General features: G+C 69.6%; 24 protein-coding genes and 2 pseudogenes. 9 read left to right on the forward strand and 17 right to left on the reverse strand.

The window, feature by feature from the left end:
- Positions 1 to 40: 40 nt before the first annotated feature.
- Genes ACIRA5_RS20750 through ACIRA5_RS20775 form a run of 6 tightly spaced genes read right to left on the reverse strand, consistent with a single transcriptional unit; the run spans position 41 to position 6,411 of the window.
- Positions 41 to 1,408: a cytochrome P450 gene (locus ACIRA5_RS20750; protein ID WP_403692657.1), complete on the reverse strand. Its 1,368-nt coding sequence runs from the start codon at positions 1,406 to 1,408 to the stop codon at positions 41 to 43.
- A 15-nt stretch (positions 1,409 to 1,423) separates the two neighbouring features.
- On the reverse strand, positions 1,424 to 1,615 hold the full coding sequence (locus tag ACIRA5_RS20755) for a ferredoxin (protein ID WP_054235694.1): 192 nt from the start codon (positions 1,613 to 1,615) through the stop codon (positions 1,424 to 1,426).
- 27 nt (positions 1,616 to 1,642) lie between these two features.
- The gene (locus ACIRA5_RS20760) at positions 1,643 to 3,004 is read right to left on the reverse strand and encodes an ABC transporter substrate-binding protein (protein WP_403692659.1); all 1,362 of its coding nucleotides are present in this window, start codon (positions 3,002 to 3,004) and stop codon (positions 1,643 to 1,645) included.
- A gap of 37 nt (positions 3,005 to 3,041) precedes the next feature.
- A complete protein-coding gene (locus tag ACIRA5_RS20765) occupies positions 3,042 to 4,244 on the reverse strand; it encodes a CaiB/BaiF CoA transferase family protein (protein ID WP_403692661.1) in 1,203 nt (400 codons plus the stop codon).
- Complete coding sequence (locus ACIRA5_RS20770; RefSeq protein WP_403692663.1) at positions 4,244 to 5,680, reverse strand: aldehyde dehydrogenase family protein; 1,437 nt, start codon at positions 5,678 to 5,680, stop codon at positions 4,244 to 4,246. Before ACIRA5_RS20770 ends, ACIRA5_RS20765 begins: the two co-directional genes overlap by 1 nt.
- Positions 5,677 to 6,411, reverse strand: coding sequence for an SDR family oxidoreductase (locus tag ACIRA5_RS20775; RefSeq protein ID WP_190173865.1), 735 nt, complete (start codon positions 6,409 to 6,411; stop codon positions 5,677 to 5,679). Before ACIRA5_RS20775 ends, ACIRA5_RS20770 begins: the two co-directional genes overlap by 4 nt.
- Before the next feature lie 236 nt (positions 6,412 to 6,647).
- Between ACIRA5_RS20775 and ACIRA5_RS20780 the strand changes: the two genes are divergently transcribed.
- From ACIRA5_RS20780 to ACIRA5_RS20805, 6 genes are read left to right on the forward strand one after another with little or no spacing between them, the layout of a single operon-like run.
- Positions 6,648 to 7,454 carry a TauD/TfdA dioxygenase family protein gene (locus ACIRA5_RS20780; RefSeq protein WP_403692667.1) on the forward strand — a complete coding sequence of 269 codons (807 nt, stop codon included), beginning with the start codon at positions 6,648 to 6,650 and terminating at the stop codon, positions 7,452 to 7,454.
- Positions 7,451 to 8,155, forward strand: a complete 705-nt coding sequence (locus tag ACIRA5_RS20785) for an SDR family NAD(P)-dependent oxidoreductase (protein WP_403692670.1) — start codon at positions 7,451 to 7,453, stop codon at positions 8,153 to 8,155. The genes ACIRA5_RS20780 and ACIRA5_RS20785 overlap by 4 nt, the downstream gene beginning before the upstream one ends.
- Positions 8,152 to 8,682, forward strand: a complete 531-nt coding sequence (locus ACIRA5_RS20790) for a carboxymuconolactone decarboxylase family protein (RefSeq protein WP_403692672.1) — start codon at positions 8,152 to 8,154, stop codon at positions 8,680 to 8,682. The genes ACIRA5_RS20785 and ACIRA5_RS20790 overlap by 4 nt, the downstream gene beginning before the upstream one ends.
- Positions 8,683 to 8,716: 34 nt before the next feature.
- Positions 8,717 to 9,979, forward strand: a complete 1,263-nt coding sequence (locus ACIRA5_RS20795; RefSeq protein ID WP_403692675.1) for an SRPBCC family protein — start codon at positions 8,717 to 8,719, stop codon at positions 9,977 to 9,979.
- Positions 9,966 to 10,286, forward strand: coding sequence for a hypothetical protein (locus ACIRA5_RS20800; protein WP_403692678.1), 321 nt, complete (start codon positions 9,966 to 9,968; stop codon positions 10,284 to 10,286). The genes ACIRA5_RS20795 and ACIRA5_RS20800 overlap by 14 nt, the downstream gene beginning before the upstream one ends.
- Before the next feature lies 1 nt (position 10,287).
- Entirely contained in the window at positions 10,288 to 11,511 is a 1,224-nt protein-coding gene (locus ACIRA5_RS20805) for an amidohydrolase family protein (protein ID WP_403692679.1), read from the forward strand.
- An 86-nt stretch (positions 11,512 to 11,597) separates the two neighbouring features.
- Here ACIRA5_RS20805 and ACIRA5_RS20810 read toward each other — a convergent pair whose 3' ends face one another.
- From ACIRA5_RS20810 to ACIRA5_RS20840, 7 genes and pseudogenes are all read right to left on the reverse strand, one after another.
- The gene (locus tag ACIRA5_RS20810; RefSeq protein ID WP_403692681.1) at positions 11,598 to 12,389 is read right to left on the reverse strand and encodes an enoyl-CoA hydratase; all 792 of its coding nucleotides are present in this window, start codon (positions 12,387 to 12,389) and stop codon (positions 11,598 to 11,600) included.
- Positions 12,390 to 12,404: 15 nt separating this feature from the next.
- Positions 12,405 to 13,553: an acyl-CoA dehydrogenase family protein gene (locus tag ACIRA5_RS20815; RefSeq protein ID WP_403692683.1), complete on the reverse strand. Its 1,149-nt coding sequence runs from the start codon at positions 13,551 to 13,553 to the stop codon at positions 12,405 to 12,407.
- Complete coding sequence (locus ACIRA5_RS20820) at positions 13,550 to 14,473, reverse strand: acyl-CoA dehydrogenase family protein (RefSeq protein WP_403692685.1); 924 nt, start codon at positions 14,471 to 14,473, stop codon at positions 13,550 to 13,552. The genes ACIRA5_RS20815 and ACIRA5_RS20820 overlap by 4 nt, the downstream gene beginning before the upstream one ends.
- Entirely contained in the window at positions 14,463 to 15,404 is a 942-nt protein-coding gene (locus ACIRA5_RS20825; protein ID WP_403692686.1) for an NADPH:quinone oxidoreductase family protein, read from the reverse strand. Before ACIRA5_RS20825 ends, ACIRA5_RS20820 begins: the two co-directional genes overlap by 11 nt.
- A complete protein-coding gene (locus tag ACIRA5_RS20830; protein WP_403692688.1) occupies positions 15,401 to 16,417 on the reverse strand; it encodes a phosphotransferase family protein in 1,017 nt (338 codons plus the stop codon). Before ACIRA5_RS20830 ends, ACIRA5_RS20825 begins: the two co-directional genes overlap by 4 nt.
- Positions 16,414 to 17,691 carry an acyl-CoA dehydrogenase family protein gene (locus ACIRA5_RS20835; RefSeq protein ID WP_403692689.1) on the reverse strand — a complete coding sequence of 426 codons (1,278 nt, stop codon included), beginning with the start codon at positions 17,689 to 17,691 and terminating at the stop codon, positions 16,414 to 16,416. The genes ACIRA5_RS20830 and ACIRA5_RS20835 overlap by 4 nt, the downstream gene beginning before the upstream one ends.
- 77 nt (positions 17,692 to 17,768) lie before the next feature.
- Positions 17,769 to 18,146, reverse strand: a pseudogene (locus tag ACIRA5_RS20840) (AMP-binding protein); the annotation flags it as partial.
- 322 nt (positions 18,147 to 18,468) lie between these two features.
- Between ACIRA5_RS20840 and ACIRA5_RS20845 the strand changes: the two are divergent.
- Together ACIRA5_RS20845 and ACIRA5_RS20850 are read left to right on the forward strand one after the other, a co-directional pair.
- Positions 18,469 to 19,149 (forward strand): TetR/AcrR family transcriptional regulator, encoded by a 681-nt coding sequence (locus ACIRA5_RS20845; RefSeq protein WP_403692690.1) that lies wholly within the window; start codon positions 18,469 to 18,471, stop codon positions 19,147 to 19,149.
- A 97-nt stretch (positions 19,150 to 19,246) separates the two neighbouring features.
- Positions 19,247 to 20,299, forward strand: a complete 1,053-nt coding sequence (locus ACIRA5_RS20850; protein ID WP_403692692.1) for a dihydrodipicolinate reductase — start codon at positions 19,247 to 19,249, stop codon at positions 20,297 to 20,299.
- Between the two features lie 60 nt (positions 20,300 to 20,359).
- Here ACIRA5_RS20850 and ACIRA5_RS20855 read toward each other — a convergent pair whose 3' ends face one another.
- From ACIRA5_RS20855 to ACIRA5_RS20870, 4 genes and pseudogenes are all read right to left on the reverse strand, one after another.
- Positions 20,360 to 21,559, reverse strand: coding sequence for an NAD(P)/FAD-dependent oxidoreductase (locus ACIRA5_RS20855; protein ID WP_403692694.1), 1,200 nt, complete (start codon positions 21,557 to 21,559; stop codon positions 20,360 to 20,362).
- Positions 21,556 to 21,753, reverse strand: coding sequence for a ferredoxin (locus ACIRA5_RS20860; RefSeq protein WP_054235675.1), 198 nt, complete (start codon positions 21,751 to 21,753; stop codon positions 21,556 to 21,558). Before ACIRA5_RS20860 ends, ACIRA5_RS20855 begins: the two co-directional genes overlap by 4 nt.
- Positions 21,754 to 22,061: 308 nt before the next feature.
- A pseudogene (locus tag ACIRA5_RS20865) lies at positions 22,062 to 22,751 on the reverse strand (response regulator transcription factor).
- Between the two features lie 246 nt (positions 22,752 to 22,997).
- Positions 22,998 to 23,540, reverse strand: coding sequence for a MarR family winged helix-turn-helix transcriptional regulator (locus ACIRA5_RS20870; protein WP_403692696.1), 543 nt, complete (start codon positions 23,538 to 23,540; stop codon positions 22,998 to 23,000).
- Between the two features lie 123 nt (positions 23,541 to 23,663).
- Between ACIRA5_RS20870 and ACIRA5_RS20875 the strand changes: the two genes are divergently transcribed.
- On the forward strand, positions 23,664 to 24,263 hold the full coding sequence (locus ACIRA5_RS20875) for a TetR/AcrR family transcriptional regulator (protein WP_403692699.1): 600 nt from the start codon (positions 23,664 to 23,666) through the stop codon (positions 24,261 to 24,263).
- The last annotated feature ends 37 nt before the right edge of the window (positions 24,264 to 24,300 follow it).

The following is a 24,300-nucleotide window of genomic DNA, read 5'->3' on the forward strand; positions in this document are numbered from 1 at the left end:
CGCTCGGATGGCACACGTACTCCTGACGGGCCGCCGAAGATCAGCGGTCGATCCTCGCCTGCCCCTTGCGTACCGTGACCGGCTCGGCGAGCCGCTGTTCGTCGACGACCCTCTGGAGGGTCTCCAGGGTCTCGTCGAGCCCGGCACCGGTCCGGGGGCCCGGCGTGAAGGTCGCCGGGAGGTGCCGCATGCCCTGGATGATGCCGATGGTCTCGTAGTGCTCCGCGCCCTCGGGGTCGCAGCGGAAGTCGGGCATCCGGTCCAGGACCTGGGTGACCATCCGCTTGAACACCGTGCGTGCCACGTTGGAGCCGATGCAGCGGTGGATGCCGAGGCCGAAGCTGCTGTGCCGGTTGCCCTTGCGTTCCATGTCGATGGAGTCGGGCTCCGGGAACACCTGCGGGTCCCGGTTCGCCATCGCCCAGGACAGCCAGAGCCGTTCGCCCTCCTTGAACCGGGTGCCGGCGATCTCGCAGTCCGCGGAGAAGGTCCGTCCGTCCCCGGGCGCGGGGGCGTAGAAGCGCAGGAACTCCTCGGTCGCGGAGTCCAGCAGTGCCTTGCGGTCCCGGCTGAGACGGTCCCGTTCGGCCGGGTGCCCCGAGAGCCACTCCAGCGCGTGCGCGGTGAGCGCCGTGGTGGTGTCGAAACCGCCACCGATCAACAGGGCGAGCACACCGAGGAGTTCGTCGTCGGGCGGGGTCTGGCCGTTGATCTCCGCGCGGACCAGGGCGTCCACCAGACCCGGCCGCGGTGTCTGCCGGATCTCCGCGATGGTCATGGCCAGATCCATGCCCATCGCCCTCTGCAGCTCGACGACGCGGGCCTGGTCGGGCGAGTTCGGCGGTGTGTAGACCGAGGCGTGGGCCGCCTCGTTGTAGAGGGTCCACTTCCTGACCGGGATGCCCATCATGGCGAGCGTGAGCACGGCCGGCACGACGTTGGCGAGGTCGTCGACGAAGTCGATCCGCCCCGACTCGATCCTCTCGTCGATGCAGGCGCGCGCCACCTCGTCGATCAGCGGAATCCAGCGGCTGATGGCGGCGGGCGACAGATAGGGGTTGAGCGTCTGGCGGTAGTAGCGCTGTTCGGGCGGATCCATCTCCAGGAACCCGCCCCTGGCTGCCTTCGCCCGGGGCGGCGGCGGGATGGTGATGCCCTGGTACCCGCGCCGCTCGCCCTTGACGTCATGGTCGTTGGAGAGGAACTCGGCGGCCCGGGCCAGCTCGAAGACCTCGCGGTTGCCACTGGCCACCCAGTGACCGCCGTAGGTCTCCGACCAGGCGATGGGGCACTTGGACTGCAACTCCTGTGTGACCGCCTGGAATTCGTGGCGGTATTCGGGAGTGTGCCGGTCGAAGTGCACCGGATTCCCCTTGGGGTCGTCGTTGACGGTGTCGTCCGTGGTCATCGGAGTGTTCTCCCCTCAGGAGATGAAGATCGCTCGCTCGGGGCAGGACCTGACGGCCTCGACGGCCTCGTCCTGCTGGTCGTCCGAGACCTCTTCCTTGATCACCGAGGAGTGACCGTCGATCTCGCTGAGCTCGAAGATGTCCGGAGCACGCATGGCGCAGAGCGTGTGACCCTGGCAGCGCTCAGGGTCTACCCGTACCTTCACGTCGCTTCCTTCCTGCGGCGGGGGTGGCTACTTGAGGTCGGCCAACGACTTGCCGACATCGGCCAGGGTCATGGGCTTGGTGTAGGTGCCCTTGAACTTGTAGGGGGTCACGTTGCAGCGGTAGGCGCCGGTGTCGGGCTTGAAGTCGGCGGCCACCCAGCCCTTGGCGGTCGCCTTGACCGGGTCGAAGCACTTGGGAGGCACGGTGGAGGACGACAGGTCCATCGGGGCTTGCAGGCCACCGCCCGTCCACGCGGTCTGCTTGCGCGCGTTGTCGTACACGCACGTGCGGGTGAGTTCGGCGCAGTCGCCCGCGGCGGTGGCGAACAGCAGCCAGCTGGAGAAGGCCTTCAGCGCCGGCAGCGTGACCTGGGCGTCGGGGGCGTACTTCTTGTAGAGCTCCTCGACCATCTTGGTCGCCGGGTTGGCGGAGGCGTCCTCCAGCGGCGAGAAGCCGCCGAGGTCGGCGAAGTTGGCCTGCTTCGCCAGCGCGGTACCGGCCAGCTGGAGGAAGGCGGGGCCGTAGGCGTTGCTGTTGGCGTCGATCCAGTCGGGTGCGTAGCCGATGTTGGTGAGCACCTGCTCCAGCTTGGCCAGACTGGCGAAGTCACCGAGGAAGACCAGTCCCTTGACCTTCTTGTTCTTGATGGCCTGGGCGTACGGCGTCCAGTCGGACACGCCCTGAGCCGGATACAGGTCCGAGTAGGTGATCTTGCCGCCCGCCGCGATCAGCGTCTCCTTGTCCTGCGCGGTGATGGGCTTCACGACCGGGGAGTCACCGGCGATGATCCCGACGCTGCTCGCGGACGCCGGGTACGCCTCCTTGAGCAGCCAGGAGAAGTAGCCGCCGTAGGGTGAGTAACCGGTGGCGGCGCCCTGGACGGTCACCTGGAGGTCCGATCCGATGGCCTGGCTGGTCTGGCCGGGGAAGTCGGGGAGCAGGCAGTTCAGCCTGTCCTTGACGCCCATGCCGTCGAGCGCGGCGCCGCCGCCGACGAGCGCGAAGTCCGAGCGACAGGCCTCGATCATCCGCTGGCGGACCTCGACGAGTTTGGAGTCGTGGGTGACGGGAACGAGTTTGCGTCCGTTGATGCCGCCCGCGTCGTTGCACCAGGAGGTGAACACCTTGGCCGCGTCGACGAACTCCGGGTTCTTGGTGAAGCCGACGTCGCTGAAGACGCCGACCTTGATCTCGGAGTTGGTGACTCCCTGGGAGGTGGAGGCCTTGGCGGTGCCGGAGTGGCAGACGTTCTTGAGCGTGCCGAAGTCGGCCGCCGAGGCGGAGTCGGACGCCGACGCGGAGGGCTTGTCGCCGCTCGGCGACGTGGTGGAGCGGGCGGAACACCCGGCCAGGGCCAGGACGGCCACAGCGATGAGCAAGCGTCTCATCGGTTCTCCTCGATTTCGTTCCCCGAAAAAAGGGTGGTCAGGTGACCGCGCCCGCTTCTTTCAGCTCGATGATGCGGGGCCAGTCCAGTCCCAGTTCCCTGAGGATTTCCTCGGTCTGGGCAGCGAACTCGGGCGCCGGCCCGAGTGCGGGAGCGGTGGTGTCGAACTGCACGGGGCTGGCGGCCAGATCGATCTCGCCGACCCGGAGCAGGTACTCGTTCGCACGGATCTGCGCGTCGGCGCCCACCTGCAGGGTGTCCTGCACCGGGGCCCACGGCCCGGCGAGGGTGGCGAAGCGTTCGGTCCACTCGGCGAGGGTGCGGCCTGCCAGCACGGTCCGCAGGATCTTGACGGCTTCTTCGGTGTTCGCGGCCAGCAGCTCCGCCGTGCCGAAACGGGGGTCGTCGGCCAGCTCGGGGTGGTCGATGTGGCGGCACACGTCGGCCCAGAACTTTCCGGGCTGGAGCATGACGAAGGCCAGATAGCGGTCGTCGGCCGTGGCATAGATGCCGGACAGCGGGTTGACCGGCGAGCCGTGGGCACCGGGCACCGGTGCCACCCAGGACGTGTCGAGGTGCAGCGAGACCGCGGTGGCCTGGCCGTTGGCCCATACGCCGCTGCCGAGCAGGGAGACGTCCACGACCGACGGTTCGCCGGTGCGCTCGCGCCGCAGCAGTGCCGCCGCGATGCCTCCGGCGAGGTTCGTGCCGGAGATGGTGTCCCCGTAGGCGGGTGTGGGGCTGATCATGCCCTCGACGCCGGGTGGGGTGATGCTGGCGGCGGTGCCGCCCCGGGCCCAGAAGGCGGTCATGTCGTACCCGCCCTTCTCGGACTCCGGTCCGCGCGGCCCGAGCGCGCTGCCCCGGGCGTAGATGATGCGGGGGTTGACCGCCCGGATGTCGTCGACGTCGATGCCGAACCGCCGCCGGTGTCCGGGCAGGAAGCTGGTGAGGAACACGTCGGAGCGGCGGGCCAGGTCGTGGAGGACTTCCTTGCCCTCGGGCCGGGTCATGTCGAGGCCGAGGCTGCGCTTGCCCCGGTTGGCGTGCTCGATGTTGGGGTTCGGGTCGCCCTCGACGCGCAGTGTGCCGGTCTGCCGCAGGCCGCGCTGCGGATCGCCCGTGACGGCGTGTTCGACCTTGATGACGTCCGCGCCCCAGTCGGCGAGCACGGCTCCCGCCGAGGGGACGAAGCCGTACATGGCGACTTCGAGGACGCGGATGCCTTCGAGCGGACGCATTACGGGACCACCACCGCGAAGGACTTGGTCTCCAGGAACTCCTCCAGTCCGGCGACGCCGCTCTCCCGGCCGACGCCCGACTGCTTGTAGCCGCCGAAGGGGACTTCCTGGGAGAAGTAGTTGCCGCCGTTGATGCTGAAGGTGCCGGTACGGATCCGGCGCGCCACGGCGATCGCCCGCTGGTCGTCGGCGCTGTGCACCGCGCCGGACAGGCCGAAGATCGAGTCGTTGGCGATGCGTACGGCGTCGTCCTCGCCGTCGTAGGGAATGACGGCGAGCACCGGTCCGAAGACCTCGTCCTGCGCGATCTCGCCGGCCGGGTCGACGTGGGCGAGCAGGGTGGGCGTGTAGAAGAAGCCCGGGTCGACGCGCTTGCCGCCGGTGACCAGCGTGGCGCCGGCCGCGACGGCGCGCTGCACCATGCCGTCGACCTTGTCGCGCTGGCGTTCGCTGATGAGCGGTCCCATGAAGGTCTTGGGGTCGGCCGGATCGCCGTACGACACACGTTCGAGGCCGGCCGCGACCATGGCGACGATCTCGTCGTGGTGCTCCCTCGGCACGAGCAGCCGGGAGGTGAGCGCACAGCCCTGTCCCGAGTGGGAGCAGATGGTGAAGGCCGCGAACATGGAGGCGGCGCGGAAGTCGGCGTCGTCGAGCACGATCATGGCGGACTTGCCGCCGAGTTCCAGGAAGACCTTCTTCACGGTGGCACTCGCGGCCTCCATGATCCGTCGGCCGGTCGCGGTGGAGCCGGTAAAGGTGATCATGTCGACGTCGGGGTGCTGGGTGAGCACCTCGCCGGCTTCGACCCCGGAGGAGACGATGACGTTGACCACGCCGGGCGGGATGTCCGTGTGCTCGGCGATCAGTTCGCCCAGGTACAGCGTGGTCAGCGGGGTGTCCGGGGCGCCCTTGAGGACGACCGTGCAGCCGGCCGCGAGCGCGGGGACCAGCTTGGCGAGCGCGAGCTGGTTCGGGTAGTTGTACGGGATGATCGCGGCGACCACCCCGGCCGCCTCCTTCTCCACCCAGCGGCGGTGGCGCTGCCCGCGGATCTCGGTCTCGCCGAGCTCCTCGGTCAGGGGGTACTTCTCCAGCAGGTCGGTGTAGTACGAGACCAGCTTGACCGGCTCGTCCAGCTGGGGGCCGTGGGTGAGCATGCGGGGCGCGCCGACCTCGGCGATCGTCAGGTCGCGCAGCTCTTCCTGATGGTCGGTCAGCGCCTGGTGCAGCTGGCGGAGGCAGCGCAGGCGCTGGGCGGTGTCGGTCGCCCAGCTCGTGGTGTCGAAGGCGCGGCGGGCGGCCGCGACGGCGGCTTCGGCGTCGGCGGCCGTGGCGTCGGGGGCCTGGTCGAGTACCTCGCCGGTCGCGGGGTTGAGCGAGGGGAAGGTCTTCTCGGTCCCGACGAGCCGGCCGTCGATGAGCAGGCGCTTCACAGCCGGACCACCTGTCCGCCGTCGACGCTGACGACCTGACCGGTCAGCCAGCGCGCCTCGTCCGACAGCAGGAACAAGACGGCGGGCGCCAGGTCTTCGGGCGTGCCCATCCGCTTGATGGCCAGGCTGTTCGTCATCTGCTCCTGGAACTCCTTGGGCACGATGCTCCGGGTGGCGTCGGTGTCCGTGGGGCCCGGCGCGATCCCGTTGACCCGGATGTTCTTGCCGCCGAGTTCGGCGGCGAGCGAGGCGGTCAGGCTGTTGATCCCGGCCTTGGCCAGTCCGTAGTAACCCCCGCCGAGCCAGGCGGCGGTGGACGACTGGTTGACGATGGCGCCGCCCTCGGGCATGTGCGGGACGACGGCGCGGGTGCAGTGCAGCGCGCCCATCAGGTTCACCTGGAGGAAGCGGTTGAGGTAGTCGAGGGGGACCGTGGTGAGGCCGTCGCGCCGCATGCTGTGGAAGATGGCAGCGTTGTTGACCAGGTAGTCGATGCGTCCGAACTCCGCCATCACGGCGGCCGCCATCGCCTCCGCCGACGCCGGGTCGGCCACGTCCACCTTGACGAACAGCGCCGCGTCGCCGATCTCCTTGGCGACCCGCTCACCCTGTTCCTCGTTGAGTTCGGCGACCACCACGCGTGCGCCCTCGGCCGCCAGTGCCCGGGCATAGCCCTCGCCGATGCCCTGGCCCGCGCCGGTGACGATCGCAACCTTGTCCTGGAACCGCATCCTGCCTCCTTGCTCGGATGTCGTGGAAACTACATTCTCAGTCTGCGCAAATCAATATTCCGGAAACGAGAACGTCATGGCAGACAAGAGAAGGTGAGGACCGGCCAAACCTGACCATCATTCAGGATCGGAGGCTCACCTCGGCGGGCAGCGGGAGGCGAGAGGCCGGTCGTCCCGGGCCTTCCGGTGGACCAACCGGCGAGAATACTATTCTCGCATCCGGAAGGGAGATTTTCATGATCGCAACGAAGGCCCTCAGCCCGAGCCTGGGCGTAGAGGTCACCGGCGTCGGCAATCTGCTCGACGATCAACTGATCAGCCGGTGCGCGGAGGCGCTCCAGTGGCGCGGCATCCTTCTCATCCGCGGACTGCACCTCGACGACGAAGGCCAACTGGCCTTCAGCCGCAAGCTGGGCAAGGTCTTCGCGGTGCGGGGCAAGGAGATCTTCACCGTCTCGCTCGACCCGGCCAGGAACCCGACGGCCGAGTACCTCAAGGGGACGTTCCACTGGCACATCGACGGCACCACCGACCCCGTACCGACGAGGACGACCACGCTGACCGCCCGGCACGTGGCCATGACCGGCGGCGGGACCGAGTTCGCCAGTACCTACGCGGCGTACGAGAACCTTCCGGAGGCGGACCGCAAGCAGTACGACGACCTGCGCGTGGTGCACAGCTTCGAGGCCGCCCAGCGGCTGGTGACGCCCGACCCGGGTCCCGAGCTGCTCGCGGGCTGGCGCGAAGTCCCCACTCACGAGACGCCGTTGGTGTGGAAGCGCCGTGACGGTCGCCGCTCACTGGTGATCGGGGCGACGGCGGACCACATCGTCGGCATGGCGGCCGTCGAGAGCCGGGCCCTGCTGGACCGGTTGCTGGAGTGGACCACCCAGGAGAGGTTCCGCTACACCCACGACTGGCGGGTCGGCGACCTGGTGGTGTGGGACAACACCGGGATGCTGCACCGGGCGCTGCCGTACAGCGCCGACTCGGAGCGGACGCTCCAGCGCACCACCCTCGTCGGCGACGAGGAGCTGTCATGAGGACGGCGGTCGTCACCGGCGGCGCTTCCGGTATCGGTCTGGCCATCGCGGAGCGGCTGGCCAAGGACGGCTACCAGGTCGCCGCACTCGACCTCAATCCGTCGGACACGAGTGTCGTTCCGGCCACCGACGTCGCCGACCGGGCCCAGGTGGATGCGGCGCTGGCCGCGGTCAGGGAGCGGCTGGGACCGGTCACGATCCTGGTCAACGCGGCCGGCATGGACGGCTTCAAGCGCTTCTCCGACCTCACCTTCGCGGCCTGGCACCGGGTGATCAACGTCAATCTGAACGGCGTCTTCCACTGTGTCCAGGCCGCCCTGCCGGACATGATGGAGGCGGGCTGGGGCCGGATCGTCAACATCTCCTCCTCGAGCGCCCAGTCGGGCCAGCCGTTCATGACGCACTACGTGGCGTCCAAGTCGGCGGTCAACGGCCTGACGAAGGCGCTGGCCCTGGAGCTCGGCCCGTTCGGCGTGACCGTCAACGCGGTGCCGCCCGGCTTCATCGACACCCCGATGCTGCGCAAGGCGGAAGCGCGCGAACTGCTCGACGGGACGGTCGAGGAGCACATCCAGCGCACTCCGGTACGACGGGTCGGCCGCCCGGAGGACATCGCCGCGGCCTGCGCGTTCCTCGTGTCGGAGGAGGCCGGCTACATCACGGGCCAGATCCTGGGCGTGAACGGGGGCCGCAACACATGAACCGCATCCCGCCGCTCCCCTACGACGAGTGGGACACCCAGGCGCTGGCGTCCCTCGCGCCGGGGCGCAGGCTCCCGCCGTCCAACGTCCTGGGCCTCTTCGCGCAGCACCCGGAACTGGCCACGGCCTTCCTCGGCTACAACCGGTATCTGCTGGGCGGCGGTTCGACGCTGCCGCCGCGCACCCGCGAGCTGGCCATCCTGCGGGTGGCGTGGCGCAGGCGCTGCCAGTACGAGTGGGTCCAGCACGTGCTGATCGCACGCAAGGCCGGCGTCACCGACGAGGAGATCGACGCGATCCGTGCCGGCGAGCCGACGCCGATCACCCGGGCGGTGGACGAACTGGAGGCGGATTCGGGCCTGTCCGACGACACCTACCGCGCACTCGCCGCCGAGCTGGACGACCGGCAGCTGATGGATCTGGTCTTCACCGTCGGCACGTACGGCCTGCTGGCCATGGTCCTCAACACCTTCGAGGTGGAGCTCGATCCCGGCCTCCCTTCAGAGAACTTCACTATCACTGAATGAGAATGCTATTCTCACTCTGGAAAGGGGAGCAGCCATGCCACACTTCAGCAAGCCTGAGGCCGGGAGCTGGACCGAGCAGTACCCCGAACTGGGCACAAGTCCCGTGAACTACGAGGACTCGATCGATCCCGCCTACTACGAGGCCGAGCGGGAGGCCGTCTTCAAGCGGACCTGGCTCAACGTCGGCCGCATCGAGCAGGTCCCCAAGCCCGGCCACTACTTCACCAGGGAACTCGCCGCGGCCGGCACCTCGCTGATCATCGTCCGCGGCCGCGACCAGCAGATCCGCGCCTTCCACAACGTGTGCCGCCACCGCGGCAACAAGCTCGTCTGGAACGACTTCCCGGGCGAGGAGGTCAAGGGCACCTGCCGCCAGTTCACCTGCAAGTACCACGCCTGGCGCTACGACCTCACCGGCAAGCTCACCTTCGTCCAGCAGGAGGGCGAGTTCTTCGACCTCGACAAGGACGACTACGGCCTCAAGGAAGTCGCCTGCGACATCTGGGAAGGCTTCGTCTTCGTCAACCTCGACCCCCAGCAGAGCCTGCGGGAGTACCTCGGGGACATGGCCAAGGGCCTGGAGGGTTACCCCTTCCACGAGATGACCGACGTCTTCACCTACAAAGCCGAGATCGGCAGCAACTGGAAGCTGTTCATCGACGCCTTCGCGGAGTTCTACCACGCTCCCGTCCTGCACCAGAAGCAGGCCACCAAGGAGGAGGCGGAGAAGCTCCTCGGCTACGGTTTCGAGGCGCTCCACTACGAGCTGCACAGCCCCCACTCGATGATCTCGTCCTGGGGCGGCATGGCGCCGCCGAAGGACCCCTCGATGGTCAAACCGATCGAACGGGAGCTGCGCAGCGGTCTGTTCGGCCCCTGGGACCGGCCCGACATCGCGGGCCTCGATCCACTGCCGGCCGGTGTCAACCCGGCCCGTCACCACTCCTGGGGCACCGACTCCTTCGTGCTGTTCCCCAACTTCATGCTGCTCCTGTGGGCACCCGGCTGGTATCTGACGTACCACTACTGGCCGACGGCCGTGGACAAGCACCTGTTCGAGGCGAACCTCTACTTCGTCCCCGCGAAGACGGCCCGCGACCGCCTCGCCCAGGAACTCACCGCCGTCACCTTCAAGGAGTACGCCCTCCAGGACGGCAACACCCTCGAGGCCACCCAGACCATGCTCAAGGGCCGCTACGTCACCGACTTCCCCCTCAACGACCAGGAGATCCTCCTGCGCCACCTCCACAAGGTCGTGAGGGACTACGTGAAGGAGCACGCCGATGCTGCCGAGTGACTTCGCCGAACTCGAGCCCTACAGCGACTGGATCCTCGGCAGCGAGCGCGAACGCTACGCCAAGCGCCTCGCCAGCAGCATGGCGGACATGCAGGCGTTCTACGACGCGGCGTTCCCCCTGCTGGACCGCGCGACGACGCACCTCGACAAGTTCCCGCTCGACGACCTGCCCGAGCCCGAACGCAACCTGATGCTGCTCATGTTCTCCCTCGTCATGGTGTCGTTCCCCATCGAGGTCTGGAAGCAGCCCCGCGTGCCCGACTCGGGCGCCGCCCACCTCGACGTCATCGCCGAGCCGCAGGTCTGAGATGGTCACGCTCAAGGCCGCCCGCGTCCTGCACGTCGACACGGGGCGGATCGAGGCACCGGGTCTGGTCACCGTCGACGGCGACCGCATCGCGGGCGGCGGCCGCGGAGGAGGAGGCGACGGTGACGTCCTGGATCTGGGCGACGTCACCCTGCTCCCCGGCCTGATGGACATGGAGGTCAACCTCCTCATGGGGGGCCGGGGCGAGGTCCCGGGCCTCTCCCCCGTCCAGGACGACCCGCCGCTGCGCATGCTCCGCGGGGTCGCCAACGCACGCCGGACACTGCGCTCGGGGTTCACCACCGTCAGGAACCTCGGCCTGTTCGTGAAGACCGGCGGCTATCTGCTGGACGTCGCCCTGGCCAAGGCCATCGACGCCGGCTGGATCGACGGCCCCCGCATCGTCCCCGCGGGGCACGCGATCACCCCGACCGGGGGGCATCTGGACCCCACGATGTTCGCCGCGTACGCCCCCGGCATCATGCCCCTGTCCCTGGAGGAGGGCATCGCCAACGGCGTCGACGAGGTGCGCAAGGCCGTCCGCCACCAGATCAAGTACGGCGCCCAGCTCATCAAGGTCTGCGCGTCGGGCGGGGTCATGTCCCACACCGGCACCGCGGGCGCCCAGCACTACTCCGACGAGGAGTTGCGGGCCATCGTGGACGAGGCCCACCGGCGCGGACTCAAGGTGGCGGCGCACACCCACGGCGCCGCCGCCGTCCGGGCGGCCGTGGAGGCCGGCATCGACTGCATCGAGCACGGCTTCCTGCTGGACGACGAGACCATCGAACTGATGGCCGAGCGCGGCACCTTCCTCGTCGCCACGACCGCCCTGATCGACGGCATGGACATCTCCAAGGCCCCGCCCGAACTGAAGGCCAAGGCCGGCGAGATCTTCCCGCACGCCAGGACGGTCGTCGCCCGGGCCCTCAAGGCGGGCGTGAGGATCGCGGTCGGCACCGACGCGCCGGCGATCCCGCACGGCCGCGGCGCCCAGGAGCTCATCGCCCTCGTCGAGCGCGGGATGACCCCGCTGGAGGTGCTCCGGGCGGCCACGGTCAACGCGGCCGAACTGATCGACGCCGAGGACCGCGGACGGATCGCCGAGGGACTCCTCGCGGACCTGATCGCCGTACCCGGCCATCCGCTGGAGGACATCTCGGTGATGGCCGACGTCCGCTTCGTGATGAAGGGAGGGAAGGTCTTCCGTCACGAGCGCGACTGAACAAGGCCGGCCCGCGGGGTTGTTCTGAGGGGCGGGGCGCGTTGCGCGCCCCGCCCCTCAAGACGTCGTCTTCAACCCGGCCGCGCTCACTGCGCCTTGATGTGGTCCTTCATCTCTTCCAATCGAGTGAGGATCGGGTAGCCGCCCACGCTCAGCGCGTTCCCGTGCCCGGTCTCGTGGATGTCGAACACCGACTGGACGGCCGCGTAGAAGCCCTGTACGTCGAGGGTCTGGTTGACGGCCCGCTTGGCCTGGCGGAGCGCGAAGGGGTGCATCCGCGCGATCTGCCCGGCCAACTCCATGGTGGCCGCGTTCAGTTCGCCGAGCGGGACGACACGGTTGACCATGCCGACCTTCTCCGCCTCCTCGGCGGTGACGGCCCGGCCGGTGAACAGGATCTCCTTCGCCTTGCGCGGTCCGAGCTCCCAGGTGTGACCGTGGTACTCCACTCCCCCGATGCCCATGTGCACCACGGGATCGGAGAACTCGGCGTTCTCGGCGGCCACGATCAGATCGCAGGGCCAGCAGAGCATCAGGCCGCCCGCGATGCACTTGCCCTGGACCGCGGCGATCGAGGGCTTGGGCACATTGCGCCAGCGCAGGGTGTACTCCAGGTACCTGCGCGCCTCGGCGGTGTAGATCCACTCCAGGGTGATCTTGTCGGGGCTCGGCCAGCGGTCCTTCAGGTCGTGGCCGGCCGAGAAGTGCCGTCCGTTGCCCCGCAGCACGATCACCCGTACGTCCTCGTCGGCCGCGGCGCGGGTCCAGGCCGCGTCCAGGTCGTCGAGGAGTCCCATGGTCTGGGCGTTGGCGACCTCGGGCCGGTTGAGGCTGATGACCGCGACCCGGTCCTCGACCTCGTAGAGAATCTGGTCCATCCACGTCCTCCTGGGTTATCTCGGCAGGCCGAGGACGCGCTCGGCGATGATGTTGCGCTGGATCTCCGAGGTGCCGCCCGCGATCGTCCCGGCGAAGCTGCGCGCGTACCGCTCGAACCAGCTGGAGATGAAGTTGTCGATGCTCATATGGTTCGGCGGGCCGGTCACTTCGGGATGGACCAGGCCCTCCGGCCCGCGGTCCTCCAGTGCGTTGAGGCTCGCGACCTGGATCGCCTCGGAGCCGAGCAGCTTGAGGACCGACAGCTCCGCCGGGTCACGGTCGCCGCCCAGCTGGCGGTAGCCGAGCAGCCTGAGCGCCTGGGCGTCCATGAGGAGCGTCGCGTACCACTCCTCGTCGCTGGGCGCGTCCCGGATCAGGTCGTCGAGGCGCTCGGCGAAGCTCAGCCACAGCATGGTCCGCTCGTGCCCGAGTGAGCCGTGCGCCACCGACCAGCCCTTGTTCAGAGGACCGACGAGGTTCTCGCGCGGGACCCGGACGTCGGTGAAGAACACCTCGTTGAAGTCGAGGTCGTCCTGGGCGGCCATGGACGCGAACGGCCTGCGCACCACACCCTCGGTGTCGGTGGGGACGAGCAGCACGCTGATGCCCTTGTGCTTGGGCGCGGCCGGGTCGGTGCGGACGAACGTCAGCAGGACATCCGCGTCGTGCGCGCCCGACGTCCACACCTTCTGCCCGTTGACGACGAAGTGGTCGCCGTCCAGGACCGCGCGGGTGCGCAGCCCGGCGAGGTCGGATCCGGCGCCCGGCTCGCTCATGCCGAGCGCCGCCGTGATCTCGGTGCGCAGGAGGGGAATCGCCCACCGCCTCTTCTGTTCCTCGGTCCCGAAGGTGAGGATCGAGGCCGCGACGATGCCGATGCCCTGGGGGTTGAAGCTGTGGTAGATCCGCCGCCTCGACAGCTCCTCCAGGTGGGCGAGTTGCTGCGGCAGGGTGGCGTTCCGGCCGCCGTACTCGGGCGGTTTGCCGGGCAGCAGCCAGCCCGCGTCGAACAGCGTGCGCTGCCAGCGGCGCGCCCAGGCGGGGACGTCGGCGCTCGACCGCGACGCGGGGTGGGCCTCGTCCGGGGTGGGCAGACGGGCGTCGAGGAAGGCGGCGAACTCGGCGCGGAACTCCTCCACTTCGGAGCCGGAGTCCAGCTTCATCCCGCCACCACCCCTTCCTGCCCGCTCGTCTCCCGATACGGCCCGGACCTCTCCTGTTCCTGCCGCGTCTTCTCCAGCAACGCTCTGCGGTGTACGGCCGCCGTCCCCAGCAGCAGATCGCCGGCCTTGGCCCGCTTGAGGTGGATCTGCAGTTCGTTCTCCCAGGTGAAGCCCATCGCTCCGAAGAGCTGGAAGCCGTTACGGAAGACGATCCGCTGGCACTCCCCGGCGGCGGCCTTGGCCATCGAGGCCGCCCTGCCACGCCGTGAGTCGTCCTCGGCGATGGTCAGCGCGGAGAAGTAGGCGAGGGCCCGGGCCCGTTCGATGGCGACGTACATGTCCGCCGCCTTGTGCTTGACGGCCTGGAAGGAACCGATCGGCACGTCGAACTGGACACGTTCCTTCACATGGGCCACGGCCAGATCCAGGATGCGCCGGCAGCTGCCGACCGTGGAGATCGCCAGGCCCATCAGGGCGAGGTCCGGGATCCCGGGGACCAGGTCGGGGACCTCGACATGGGCCGCGTGGAGGGTGGGGTCGAAGATGTCGACACGTGCCGCGCCGAGCTCCGGGCCCGCCACGATCCGCACGCCGTCGCGGGTGAGCAGGGCGATCTCGTCCGCCCGGTCCGCGTCGAGGACGAACCGGCCAGTGCCGTCGAACACCCCGGTTCCCGAGCCGCTCGGCAGCCGCCCGGCGAGCGGAGCGAACCAGGTGGCCGTGGCCAGGAGGGGGGTCGGATCGGCGGCGTACCCCAACTCCTCCAGGACGATGGCGAGTTCCACCGGAGGGGCCTCCAGCCACCCCAGTTCCAGATAGGTCGCCCAGAGCTGGTCCGGGGGCTGCGAACGCGACTTGGCGACCGTCTCCCGTACCAGCCGTTGCAGCAGCCGTTGGTCCTCGTCGAACTCAAACTCCACGGCCCACCTCCAGAAGGGTCTTGCCGATGGCACGCCGGTCCAGGTCCAGGGCCGTCGCCACCGCGTCGAGCGGGTGGACGGCGTGGACCCGGGGGTGGATCAGGTCCTGGGCGAACATGCGGTTCAGCTCGCCGCGGGTGCCGGCCAGCTGCTCCCGGGCGTGCCGCGCCCAGCCGCCGAAGTCGAAGCCGTGGATCGTGACGCCCTTGAGCATCGCCAGATTGAGCGGGAGGCGGGGCACCTCGCCGCTGGCGAAGCCGACGTTCACGAACCGGCCGCCCCAGCGCATGGCCCGCAGCGCCTGTTCGGAGTGCGGTCCGCCGACCGGGTCGATCACGAGGTCGGCGCCGCCCGAGTCCCGCAGCCGCCGCTTGAGGTCGTCGTACGGGAGCGCTTCATGGGCGCCCTGTTCGAGGCAGGCCGCCCGCTTCTCCTCGGTGGAGGCCACGGCGACCACCTCCGCGCCGAGCAGCGCGGCCAGTTCGACGGCCGCGAGACCGACCCCGCCGGCCGCGCCGAGCACCGCCACCCGCTCCCCCTCCCGGAGACGGCCGATCAGCGTCAGCGCGTTGTAGGCGGTGGCGTGCGAGACCCCGAAGGCCGCCGCGCGCCGGGTCGGGATCGTGTCGGGGATCCGGTACAGGCTGGCCGCCCGGACGGCGACCCGCTCGGCGAAGGCGCCGACGAAGACGGAACCGAAGACCCGCTCGCCCTTCTCGAACCCGTGCCCCGACTCGGCGACCACCCCGGCGAACTCGCTGCCCGGAGTGAACGGCAGGTCCGCCTTCACCTGGTAGGTGCCTTCGACCACCAGGACATCGGCGAAGTTCACCGCCGCGTAGTGCACTTCGACGGGTACCTCACCGTCCGGGTCGGGGATCTCTTCGACGACCACCGGGCCGCCGACGGCATGGCATCGGGCCGCCCTCATAGCCGTGTCGTCGCGGCCAGTTCGGCCGCGCGGGCCGCCATCTGCAGGACCGCGTCCCCGTAGTAGGCCATCTTCGGGTTGCCGCCGTCACCCTTCACGTGGCGGGCGTAGCCGCCCTCCAGCACGATCGCCATCTTGAACCGGGCCAGGATCACGTAGTAGTCGATGTCGGCGACGTCCCGGCCGCTGACCTTGGCGTAGTGCTCGATGATGTCGGCCCGGTCCGGCATGCCCGTGTAGTCGGCGTACTTGCCCGCCGCGTCCCGGTCCTCGTCGGCGTTCGGCCAGCCCATGACGACCCAGCCGAGGTCGAGCAGCGGGTCGCCCACGGTGGCCATCTCGAAGTCGACCAGGGCGGCGAGCTCGGCGGGGGCCCCGTGCTTGAACATCACGTTGGCGAACTGGTAGTCGCCGTGGATGATGCCCGGCTCCCAGTGCCGGGGCCGGTGCGTGCGCAGCCAGGCGGCCGCCGCGTCCAGCCCCGGTATCTCGCGGAACCTGAACTTCGCCAGATGTGCCTGCCAGCGGTCCACCTGGCGGTCGTGGAAGCCGTCCGGCCGGCCGAAGCCTTCGAGTCCCCTGGCCCGCCAGTCGACGTTGCCGAGCTTGGCGATGCCCTCCACCAGCTCGTAGGCGAGGCCGGGACGCAGGAACAGATCGCTCTTGAAGGGCTCGGGCCAGCCGTCGGTGTTCATCGGCGACCAGCCGTTCACATGGCCCATGAGGTAGAAGCACGAGCCGATCACGTCGGTGTCGTCACAGACCGCGATGGCCTCCGGGTGCGGCACCTCCGTCCCGCCCAGCGCGTTCAGCACCCGGAACTCCCGCAGCATCGTCTCGTTGCGGCCCGGCGGGACCTTCTCCGGGGGCTTGCGCAGCACCATCCGCCGCTCACCGCGCCGGATGTCGAAGATGTCGTTGGAGGTGCCCCCGGATATGAGGGACACCTCGACCGGTTCACCCGGAGCGATGTCCTGACCGTCCAGCCAGCGGGCGAGCGACTCGATGTTCACATGTTCTCCAGCTGCTTGCGGGCCCACTCCCGGCGAGCGGGCAGATGCTGTGAGGGCCAGAGCCCCGACGCGGCCTCGTAGCCGCGCAGGAGGTCCTTGGCCACCGTGACCTTGTGGATCTCCGAGGGCCCGTCGACGACCGCCATGACGGCCGCTCCGGTCCACATGTCGGCGAAGGGCATCTCGTTGGACACGCCCAGGGCGCCGTGCAGGTGCATGGAGCGGTACACGATGTCGTGCAGCACCTTCGGCGTCAGGAACTTGATGGCGGAGATGTCCTTGCGGACCCGCTTGTAGTCCTGGTAGCGGTCGATCTGCCAGGCCGTGTGCAGCACGAACAGCCGGAACTGCTGCAACTGCGCGTAGGAGTCGGCCAGGTCGGCCTGGACGAGCTGCTTGTCGGCCAGCCTGCTGCCCTGGGTCTCCCGGGACAGGGCGCGCTCGGCCATCATGTCCAGCGCCTTCTGGCACTGGCCCACGACCCGCATCGCGTGGTGGACGCGCCCGCCGCCGAGCCGGGTCTGCGCGATGGCGAAGGCCTGGCCCTCGCCGCCGAGCAGCGCGTCACCGGCGACGCGGACGCCGTCGTACTCGATGAGCGCGTGCATGCCCTCGTCCGGAGCCTCGCTCATCAGACCGAGGTGGCGCTCCATCCGGATGCCGGGGGTGTCGCTGGGCACCAGGAACATCGACATGCCCCGGTACGCGCTCACGTCCGGGTCGGTCACCGCCATCACGATGACGAACGTGGAGGTGCGCGCGTTGGAGGAGAAGAACTTGCGGCCCGTGATGACCCAGTCGTCGCCGTCCCGTTCGGCGCGTGTGGTGAACATCTTCGGGTCGGCGCCGGCCTGCGGCTCGGTCATGGAGAAGCAGGAGAAGCACTCACCTTCGAGCAGCGGCTTGAGATACCGCTCCTTCTGCTCCTCGGTGCCGTAGCGGGCGATGATCTCCGCGTTGCCGGTGTCCGGCGCGGCCGTGCCGAAGATGACGGGGGCCCAGCTGGACTCGCCGACGATCTCGTTGATGAGGGCCAGCTTGAGCTGTCCGAAGCCGCGTCCACCGAGCTCCGGGCCGAGATGAGGAGCCCACAGGCCCTGGTCGCGCACCTGCTGTTTGAGGGCCCGGACGACCGGACCGGTCTCCTCGTCGAGGGGGTGGAAGGCCCGGTCGGGGTAGACCAGGTCCAGCGGGTCCACACGCTCGGCGCGGAACCACCTGATCCACTCCAGTTTCTTCTCGAACTCCGGCTCGGTGGAAAAGTCCCATGCCATGTCAGACGATCCTCGTTTCGTGGTTCCGCCAGTACGTCTTCCGGAGCAGGCCCCTTGCGCAACGTGCCGCTGGGGTCCCTGGGCAGACTGAGGACGAAGTCGACGGCGCGCGTGCACGTGTACGGGGCGAGACGCTCCCGGCGGTACGCGAGCAGCTCGCCGGCACTCACGTCGGCGGCGGCCGGCTGGACCACCGCGAGGACCCGTTCGCCCCTCTCGGGATCCGGGACCCCGATCACCGCGACGCCGGCCACCCCCGGGGTGCACGACCAGGACGTCCTCGGCCTCCTGCGGGGAGATGGTGACCCCACTGGGCAGGGCGCTGCGCCGAGCAGGACCACGCGTGGGCCGCTCAGGTCACGGGCGCGCCGCGCGGCGGGAAGCTTCAGCATGCGGACGAACAGGGTGGGGGCGAAGGGTGCGTGCGTGACCCGGTGACGCTCGATCAGCTCCAGGCACTCGGCGGCGGGGTCGCCCATCGGGCCCGCGGTGAGCCGCTTGCGCACCGCCATCTCCTCGGCCTCGACGGGGAGTAGCTGGGTGTGGACCGGCGTGTAGTGGAGGCCGGAGCCCCGGGCGGCCCAGGCGACTTCCAGGAAGGCAGCGCCGCTGGGCATACGGATCGCGACGGCGTCCCCCGGCTTCGCCTGCCCTCCCAGATGCATGCGGCGAGAATATCATTCTCAATGAATGCAAGTAAGAGTCTCGCAACCTGTGATGCGCGATTCGGTAGGGCGCCGCAACTTATTCCCACTGAAGTGGAGTATCGTTCTGCAAGTGACCGCAGTCCCCGAAGAACCAGCGTGGCGCCAGCGCGCCGTAGAGCGATCGACCCGCGCCGCGAAGCTTCGCGCCGAGCAACGCGTGCAGCGCTTCCTGGACTCGGCACAGGAGTTGATCGCCGAGAAGGGCACGACCGACTTCACCGTCCAAGAGGTCGTCGACCGCTCGAAGCAGTCGCTGCGCAGCTTCTACCAGCACTTCGACGGCAAACACGAGCTGCTCCTCGCCCTGTTCGAGGACGCCCTCTCGATGGGCGCCGCCAAGGTCCGCGAGGCGGCGGCCACCGAGAGCGACCCGCTGCAGCGCCTGCGGATCGCCGTCGAGACGCTCTACGAGCAGTCGCACCCCAGCCCCGGCGTCCAGCGCCCGCTGTTCAACGACTTCGCTCTGCAACTGCTGGTCAAACACCCCGAGCAGGTGGCGACCGCCCACATCCCGCTGCTCACGGTCTTCACCGAGATCATCGAGCAGGCCACCGAGGCGGGTCTCGTCGCCGGCGGGAAACCCCGCCGCCAGGCCGCCCTCGTCATGCAGACCGTCATGTTCGCCTCGCAGGCCCACGGCGTCCCCGCCGACAGTCACGCCCACCCGGTGACCTCCGAGGAGGTCTGGCAGTTCTGCCTGGGCGGCATCTCGGGCGTTCCGGCCACGGCGGGCAGGTCCGCCTCCGCGTAACACGGGCCCCGACCCCCCGGCCTCCCCACGGAGAGTTCCATTCTCCACTTCGGAGAGTATGGTTCTCACCACTGTGCCGGAGGATCGGGGGGTTCCCATGACCGTACGGACGGACGCCAGGCCTCACTACCGGGTCGTCCAATGGGCCAGCGGCAACATCGGCTCACGCGCGCTGCGGGCGGTCCTCGAACATCCGGACCTGACGCTGGCCGGGCTGTACGCGCACACGCCCAACAAGGCGGGACGTGACGCGGGCGAGCTGTGCGGCCTGGGCCCGACGGGTGTGATCGCCACCCACGACATCGACGAGATCGTGGCGCTCGGCGCCGACTGTGTCCTCTACACGCCGCGCGCCTGCGACATGGACGAGGTGTGCCGGCTGCTGGCCTCGGGCGCGAACGTCGTGACGACGCGCGGCGAGTTCCATCGCGCCGCCAGTCTCGACCCCGCGGTGCGCGAGCGGGTCGAGGCCGCGTGCGAGAGCGGCAAGTCCTCGATCCACAGCACCGGCAGCAGCCCGGGATTCATCACGGAGGCGCTGCCCCTCGCCCTGAGCTCGATCCAACGGCGGCTCGACGGCCTGACGATCGAGGAGTTCGCCGATCTCTCCCAGCGCGACTCGCCCGGACTCCTCTTCGACGTGATGGGGTTCGGCAAGCCCCCCGCCGAGTACGACGAGCGCCGGCTGTCCGTGGTCCGCGACAGCTTCGGTCCGTCGCTGCACATGGTCGCCGACACGCTCTCGATCCCGCTCGACTCGGTGGAGGCCGAGGGGGAGGTCGCGACCGCGCCCCGCCCGGTCCACATCGCGGCGGGCACCCTGCGGCCGGGCACCGTGGCCGCCCAGCGGATCACGGTCTCGGGACTGCGCGGCGGCCGACCGTTGCTGCGTTTCCGGGCCACCTGGTACTGCACCACCGACCTCGACCGCGCGTGGGACGTCCGTGCCACCGGCTGGCACGTCACGGTCGACGGCGACGCACCGCTCGACATCGACCTGCGCTTCCCGGTGCCCCTCGACCGGATGGCCGCCATATCGCCCTCGTACACGGCGAACCGCGCCGTCAACGCCGTACCGGTGCTGTGCGAGGCGCCCCCCGGGATCCGCTCGACGGCCGACCTTCCGCACATCGTGGCCCGGCTCGGGTGAGCCGCTGAGCGACAACGGCACACCGGCCATCGGCCGTTACGGGATCCTCGGCGCCGTGGCCTACGTCCGGCGGTCCGAGGCCCCGGAAGGCGGCGGCGCGTCGACGGCCTCGTGCCAGGACACGCCGGTCGCCACGGCCTGGCGCCAGCCGCGGATCGCCTTGGGCGGCATACCGATCGCCAGGGCCCCCACCAGACGGTCACCGGTACGGTAGGCGACCACGAACCGACGTGCGGCCAACTCGCCTTCCACCACGGCGACTTCGTCGTGCCCGCGCAGATGGCCGAACGCCTGCACCTTCATGTCGTACTGGTCCGACCAGAAGTACGGCACCGGCGCGAACGGTTTGCGCGCGTCCGGACGGAGCAGATTGCGGGCGGCGGCCATGCCCTGCTCGGCGGCGTTGGTCCGGTGCTCGATCCGCATCGACCTGCCGAACAGCGGATTGTGCCAGCGGGCCACGTCCCCGGCCCCGTACACACCCGGCGCGGCGGCACTGTACTCGTCGCACACGAGCCCGTCGGCCACCTTCAGGCCGCTGCCCTCCAGCCACTCGGTGTTCGGCAGCGAACCGATCGCCACCAACACCTCGTCGGCCGCCACCAGTTCCCCGTCCGTGAGCCGTACGCCGGTGTCGGACACCTCGGCCACACCGACCCCGGTGCGCAGGTCCACGCCGTGCTCCAGATGGGCCCCCGACAGGACCCGCCCCACCTGCTCACCGACCGCGTGGGCCAGCGGAACCGTCGCCGGCTCGAGGAGCGTGACCTCCGCGCCCAGCCCCCGCGCCACGGCGGCGGCCTCCGCGCCGAGGAACCCCGCGCCGACGACCACGAGTCGCCGCCCGGGCACCAGCCGGTCCCTGAGGGCCAGCGCGTCGTCCAGGGTGCGGAGCACATGCGCGTCCCCCTCGCCGGGCAGCCTGCGCGGCCGTACGCCGGTCGCCACGACCAGGCCGTCGTACGACACTCGCGCCCCGTCGGCCAGCAGTACCGCGCGCCCGGCGAGGTCCAGGCCGGTCGCAGCGTGCCCCAGACGCAGGTCGAGGTCGAGGGCGTCGAGATCGGCACGGGCGCGTAGCGGCAACCGCTCCGGGCTCCACTCGCCGGAGAGGATCTGCTTGGACAGCGGTGGACGGTCGTAGGGCAGGTGGGCCTCCGCACCGACGAGGGTGAGGATGCCGTCGTACCCCTCCCGGCGCAGCGTCTCGGCCGCCGCGAGCCCGGCGGCCGAGGCGCCGACGACCAGGATCCGCCTCACTTCTCGACCAGCCGGATCGCCGCGGCCGGGCAGATCGCGACGGCCTCACGCACGCCGTCGAGCAGCTCGGCGCCGGGCTCCTCCGCCAGCAGGATCGCGACGCCGTCGTCCTCCCGCTGGTCGAACACCTCGGGCGAAGCCATCACGCACTGCCCGGACGCGACGCACTTCGGTTCGTCCAGTTCCACACGCATGATCTTTTCCTTTCGGTCGGTACAGGCCAGTACAGGTCGACGCGCAGTCGCGGTCGCAAGGGAAGAACCCGCATCGGAGTGCTCTCGTCCCGGATGCGAACCTTTGCGACCGGCTTCGGGTCGCACGGCTCCACCGGCGCCGGCACCGAGGGCGCAGCCATGGCACTCCTCGGTGGGGGCTCCGCCGGGACGGAGAACGAAGAACGATGGAAAGGCCAGTACGCATAGGCAACCGGACCGGACTGACACGCTCCGGTCAGTTTCCTGACCACAAGCTGACGTGACGTAGATCACCATCGCGGGCGAGGTCAGTGGCCGAGCCAGTACCCGAAGCCCCTGCGGGTGTGGATCAGCACGGGACCTTCCCGGTCCACCTTGTGCCGCAGACGGGAGACGAGCTTCTCGATCGCGTTGTCGGCACGGCCCTCGCCCCACACATGACGGCAGATCTACTCCTTGGACAGCACCCGCTCGGCGTTGACCAGCAGATGCCGCAGCAGTCGGTACTCCGCGGGGGTGAGGTCGATCTCCCGTTGGCCGCGCCACGCCTGACAGGTGTCGTCGTCGAGGACCAGGTCTCCGTAGGACGGTCCTTCCCGTACGGGACCACGGTCGCGCAGCAGCACCTCGGCCCGCGCGAGGACCTCGGCGATCCGGAACGGCTTGGTGACGTAGTCCTCCCTGCCGGCACCGAGTTCGGGGACGAGTCGGCCCAGGGTCTGATAGGCGGTCAGGAAGAGCACCGGGGGGCGATCGGCGGGTGTGAAGCGGCTCCCTCGGGAGAGGCCCTGCAGATCGGGCAGGGTCACGTCGAGCACGACCAGGTCGAAGCGGTGCTCGACGAGGCGCACCATGGCCTCGGCGCCGGTGCTCACCGTACTGACCCGATAGCCCGCCAACTCCATGGTCGTCGCGAGCAGTTCGGTGGTCTCGGCGTCCTCGACGACGACCAGGACGTGTTGCCCGTCGCCGCGGGCCGGCGACCGCTTCTCGCTCATGTTTCCATCCCCGGAACGACCATTCGTGCAGAGCTGGAGCATCAGGACTTCACGGCTTCACACGGTCGGCCTCACGGTCAGTGCGTCACAACGTCCGCATGATCGGCCGCCGACATACCCGGCCGGGTCGCGCGGACGGACGACCAGGCGCTCACCCACGGGCTGGAGTTCACGGAGGCTCCCTCGACGGGCGGCCACACCCCACCCCTTCAAAGGCGATACCTCCGCAGCATCACTCCGACCACGTCACCCTCCGCCCCCGGCCACACCGCCCCAGGGCCCGGCCATCCCGGCCCGGCCCCCGCTCTCCTCGCCCTCGGTGGCATGCGTGAGGAAGGCGTCGACCATCCCGTGGAACAGCGTCGCAAGGCGCCGCAGCTCCCCCGGTGTCCACTCCGCCAACGCCCTCCGCATACCCCGCGAGCTCGTCGCACGGATCCGGTCGGTCGCGTCCCGTCCGGCCGGGGTCAGCTCGATGCGCTGAGCCCGCCGGTCGTCGGGGTCGGGCGCGCGGTTCGCATAGCCCGCCTTCTGCAGTTGCCGCACTTGCCGGGTGATGGGGGACGCCGCCACCTCCAGCCGGGCCGCCAGTTCACCGGGACGCATGGGATCGGAGTCGGCCATCTGCCGCAGCAGTGCCACCGCGGCACGGTCCAACCGCAGTCCGGCCATGGCCATCAGGTGATCGTGCTGACGGACCCGGCTGTTCAGGCAGGAGATGCGAGGGAGGGCTCGCTCGATCCCGATCACGTCGGCCGAGGCGGGCGCTCGTTGCACTGGTGCGGGCATGTCACCAAGGTAGCACTGCTTGCCTGACTCAAGTAAGTTCCAATACGCGTGCCCATGTCAAGCAATCCCCTCGGCCGAATGCCGTCCGCATAGCAAGCGCTCACACAGCGCTACGATGCGCTGGTGGATCAGGGGAAAGCACGTGGCCCGTACGCGAAGACACCGGCCCGGCGAGCGGAGATCGTGCGCGCGGCGCGCGACAGCTTCGCCGAGCGCGGATACGCCCGGGCCTCGCTCCGCGACATCGCCGAGCGGGCCGGCATCACCCACGCCGGTCTTCTGCACCACTTCCGCAGCAAGGACGAACTGCCCGCCGAGGTGCTCGCCCAGCGCGACACCGAGGAGTGGGAGGAGGGCGTGACCCAGGTCGACAGCCTCGAAGCGCTCGCGCCCTACCTCGGCACTCTGCTGGTGCGCCACCAGAAGACCCCCGAGCTGATGCGTCTGTGGCTGGAGCTGGCGGCGGCCGCCTCTCGGCCGGACCACCCCGCGCACGGTTACTTCGTCGACCGGTACGAGCGCAGCCGCACCCATGTCACGCGACGCCTGAGGGAGCTGGAGGCGCAGGGGAAGCTGCGGGAGGGCCTCGGTCCGGACAGTGCGGCGACCCTTTTCCAGGCGGTACTCAACGGCCTGCAGGCGCAGTGGCTGCTCAACCAGCGCCTCGACATCATCGAACCGCTGAACCGTTTCCTCGACCTCATCCTGGTGACCGACGACTAGGGCCTGTCCGGCGGATCAGGCCGGAGGGAAGTAACGG

Origin of the sequence: Streptomyces sp. NPDC096311, from assembly GCF_044763085.1 — a bacterium.
Classification (GTDB): domain Bacteria; phylum Actinomycetota; class Actinomycetes; order Streptomycetales; family Streptomycetaceae; genus Streptomyces.

What these genes read in the sequence shown, in the direction of transcription:
- ACIRA5_RS20790 (WP_403692672.1), top strand. Translation starts at nt 8,152, where the DNA reads ATGAACCGCATCCCGCCGCTCCCCTACGACGAGTGGGACACCCAGGCG.
- ACIRA5_RS20800 (WP_403692678.1), top strand. Translation starts at nt 9,966, where the DNA reads ATGCTGCCGAGTGACTTCGCCGAACTCGAGCCCTACAGCGACTGGATC.
- ACIRA5_RS20810 (WP_403692681.1), bottom strand. Translation starts at nt 12,389, where the DNA reads ATGGACCAGATTCTCTACGAGGTCGAGGACCGGGTCGCGGTCATCAGC.
- ACIRA5_RS20835 (WP_403692689.1), bottom strand. Translation starts at nt 17,691, where the DNA reads ATGGCATGGGACTTTTCCACCGAGCCGGAGTTCGAGAAGAAACTGGAG.
- ACIRA5_RS20870 (WP_403692696.1), bottom strand. Translation starts at nt 23,540, where the DNA reads ATGCCCGCACCAGTGCAACGAGCGCCCGCCTCGGCCGACGTGATCGGG.
- ACIRA5_RS20850 (WP_403692692.1), top strand. Translation starts at nt 19,247, where the DNA reads ATGACCGTACGGACGGACGCCAGGCCTCACTACCGGGTCGTCCAATGG.
- ACIRA5_RS20760 (WP_403692659.1), bottom strand. Translation starts at nt 3,004, where the DNA reads ATGAGACGCTTGCTCATCGCTGTGGCCGTCCTGGCCCTGGCCGGGTGT.
- ACIRA5_RS20815 (WP_403692683.1), bottom strand. Translation starts at nt 13,553, where the DNA reads ATGAAGCTGGACTCCGGCTCCGAAGTGGAGGAGTTCCGCGCCGAGTTC.
- ACIRA5_RS20860 (WP_054235675.1), bottom strand. Translation starts at nt 21,753, where the DNA reads ATGCGTGTGGAACTGGACGAACCGAAGTGCGTCGCGTCCGGGCAGTGC.
- ACIRA5_RS20775 (WP_190173865.1), bottom strand. Translation starts at nt 6,411, where the DNA reads ATGCGGTTCCAGGACAAGGTTGCGATCGTCACCGGCGCGGGCCAGGGC.
- ACIRA5_RS20780 (WP_403692667.1), top strand. Translation starts at nt 6,648, where the DNA reads ATGATCGCAACGAAGGCCCTCAGCCCGAGCCTGGGCGTAGAGGTCACC.
- ACIRA5_RS20750 (WP_403692657.1), bottom strand. Translation starts at nt 1,408, where the DNA reads ATGACCACGGACGACACCGTCAACGACGACCCCAAGGGGAATCCGGTG.
- ACIRA5_RS20765 (WP_403692661.1), bottom strand. Translation starts at nt 4,244, where the DNA reads ATGCGTCCGCTCGAAGGCATCCGCGTCCTCGAAGTCGCCATGTACGGC.
- ACIRA5_RS20805 (WP_403692679.1), top strand. Translation starts at nt 10,288, where the DNA reads ATGGTCACGCTCAAGGCCGCCCGCGTCCTGCACGTCGACACGGGGCGG.
- ACIRA5_RS20785 (WP_403692670.1), top strand. Translation starts at nt 7,451, where the DNA reads ATGAGGACGGCGGTCGTCACCGGCGGCGCTTCCGGTATCGGTCTGGCC.
- ACIRA5_RS20825 (WP_403692686.1), bottom strand. Translation starts at nt 15,404, where the DNA reads ATGAGGGCGGCCCGATGCCATGCCGTCGGCGGCCCGGTGGTCGTCGAA.
- ACIRA5_RS20795 (WP_403692675.1), top strand. Translation starts at nt 8,717, where the DNA reads ATGCCACACTTCAGCAAGCCTGAGGCCGGGAGCTGGACCGAGCAGTAC.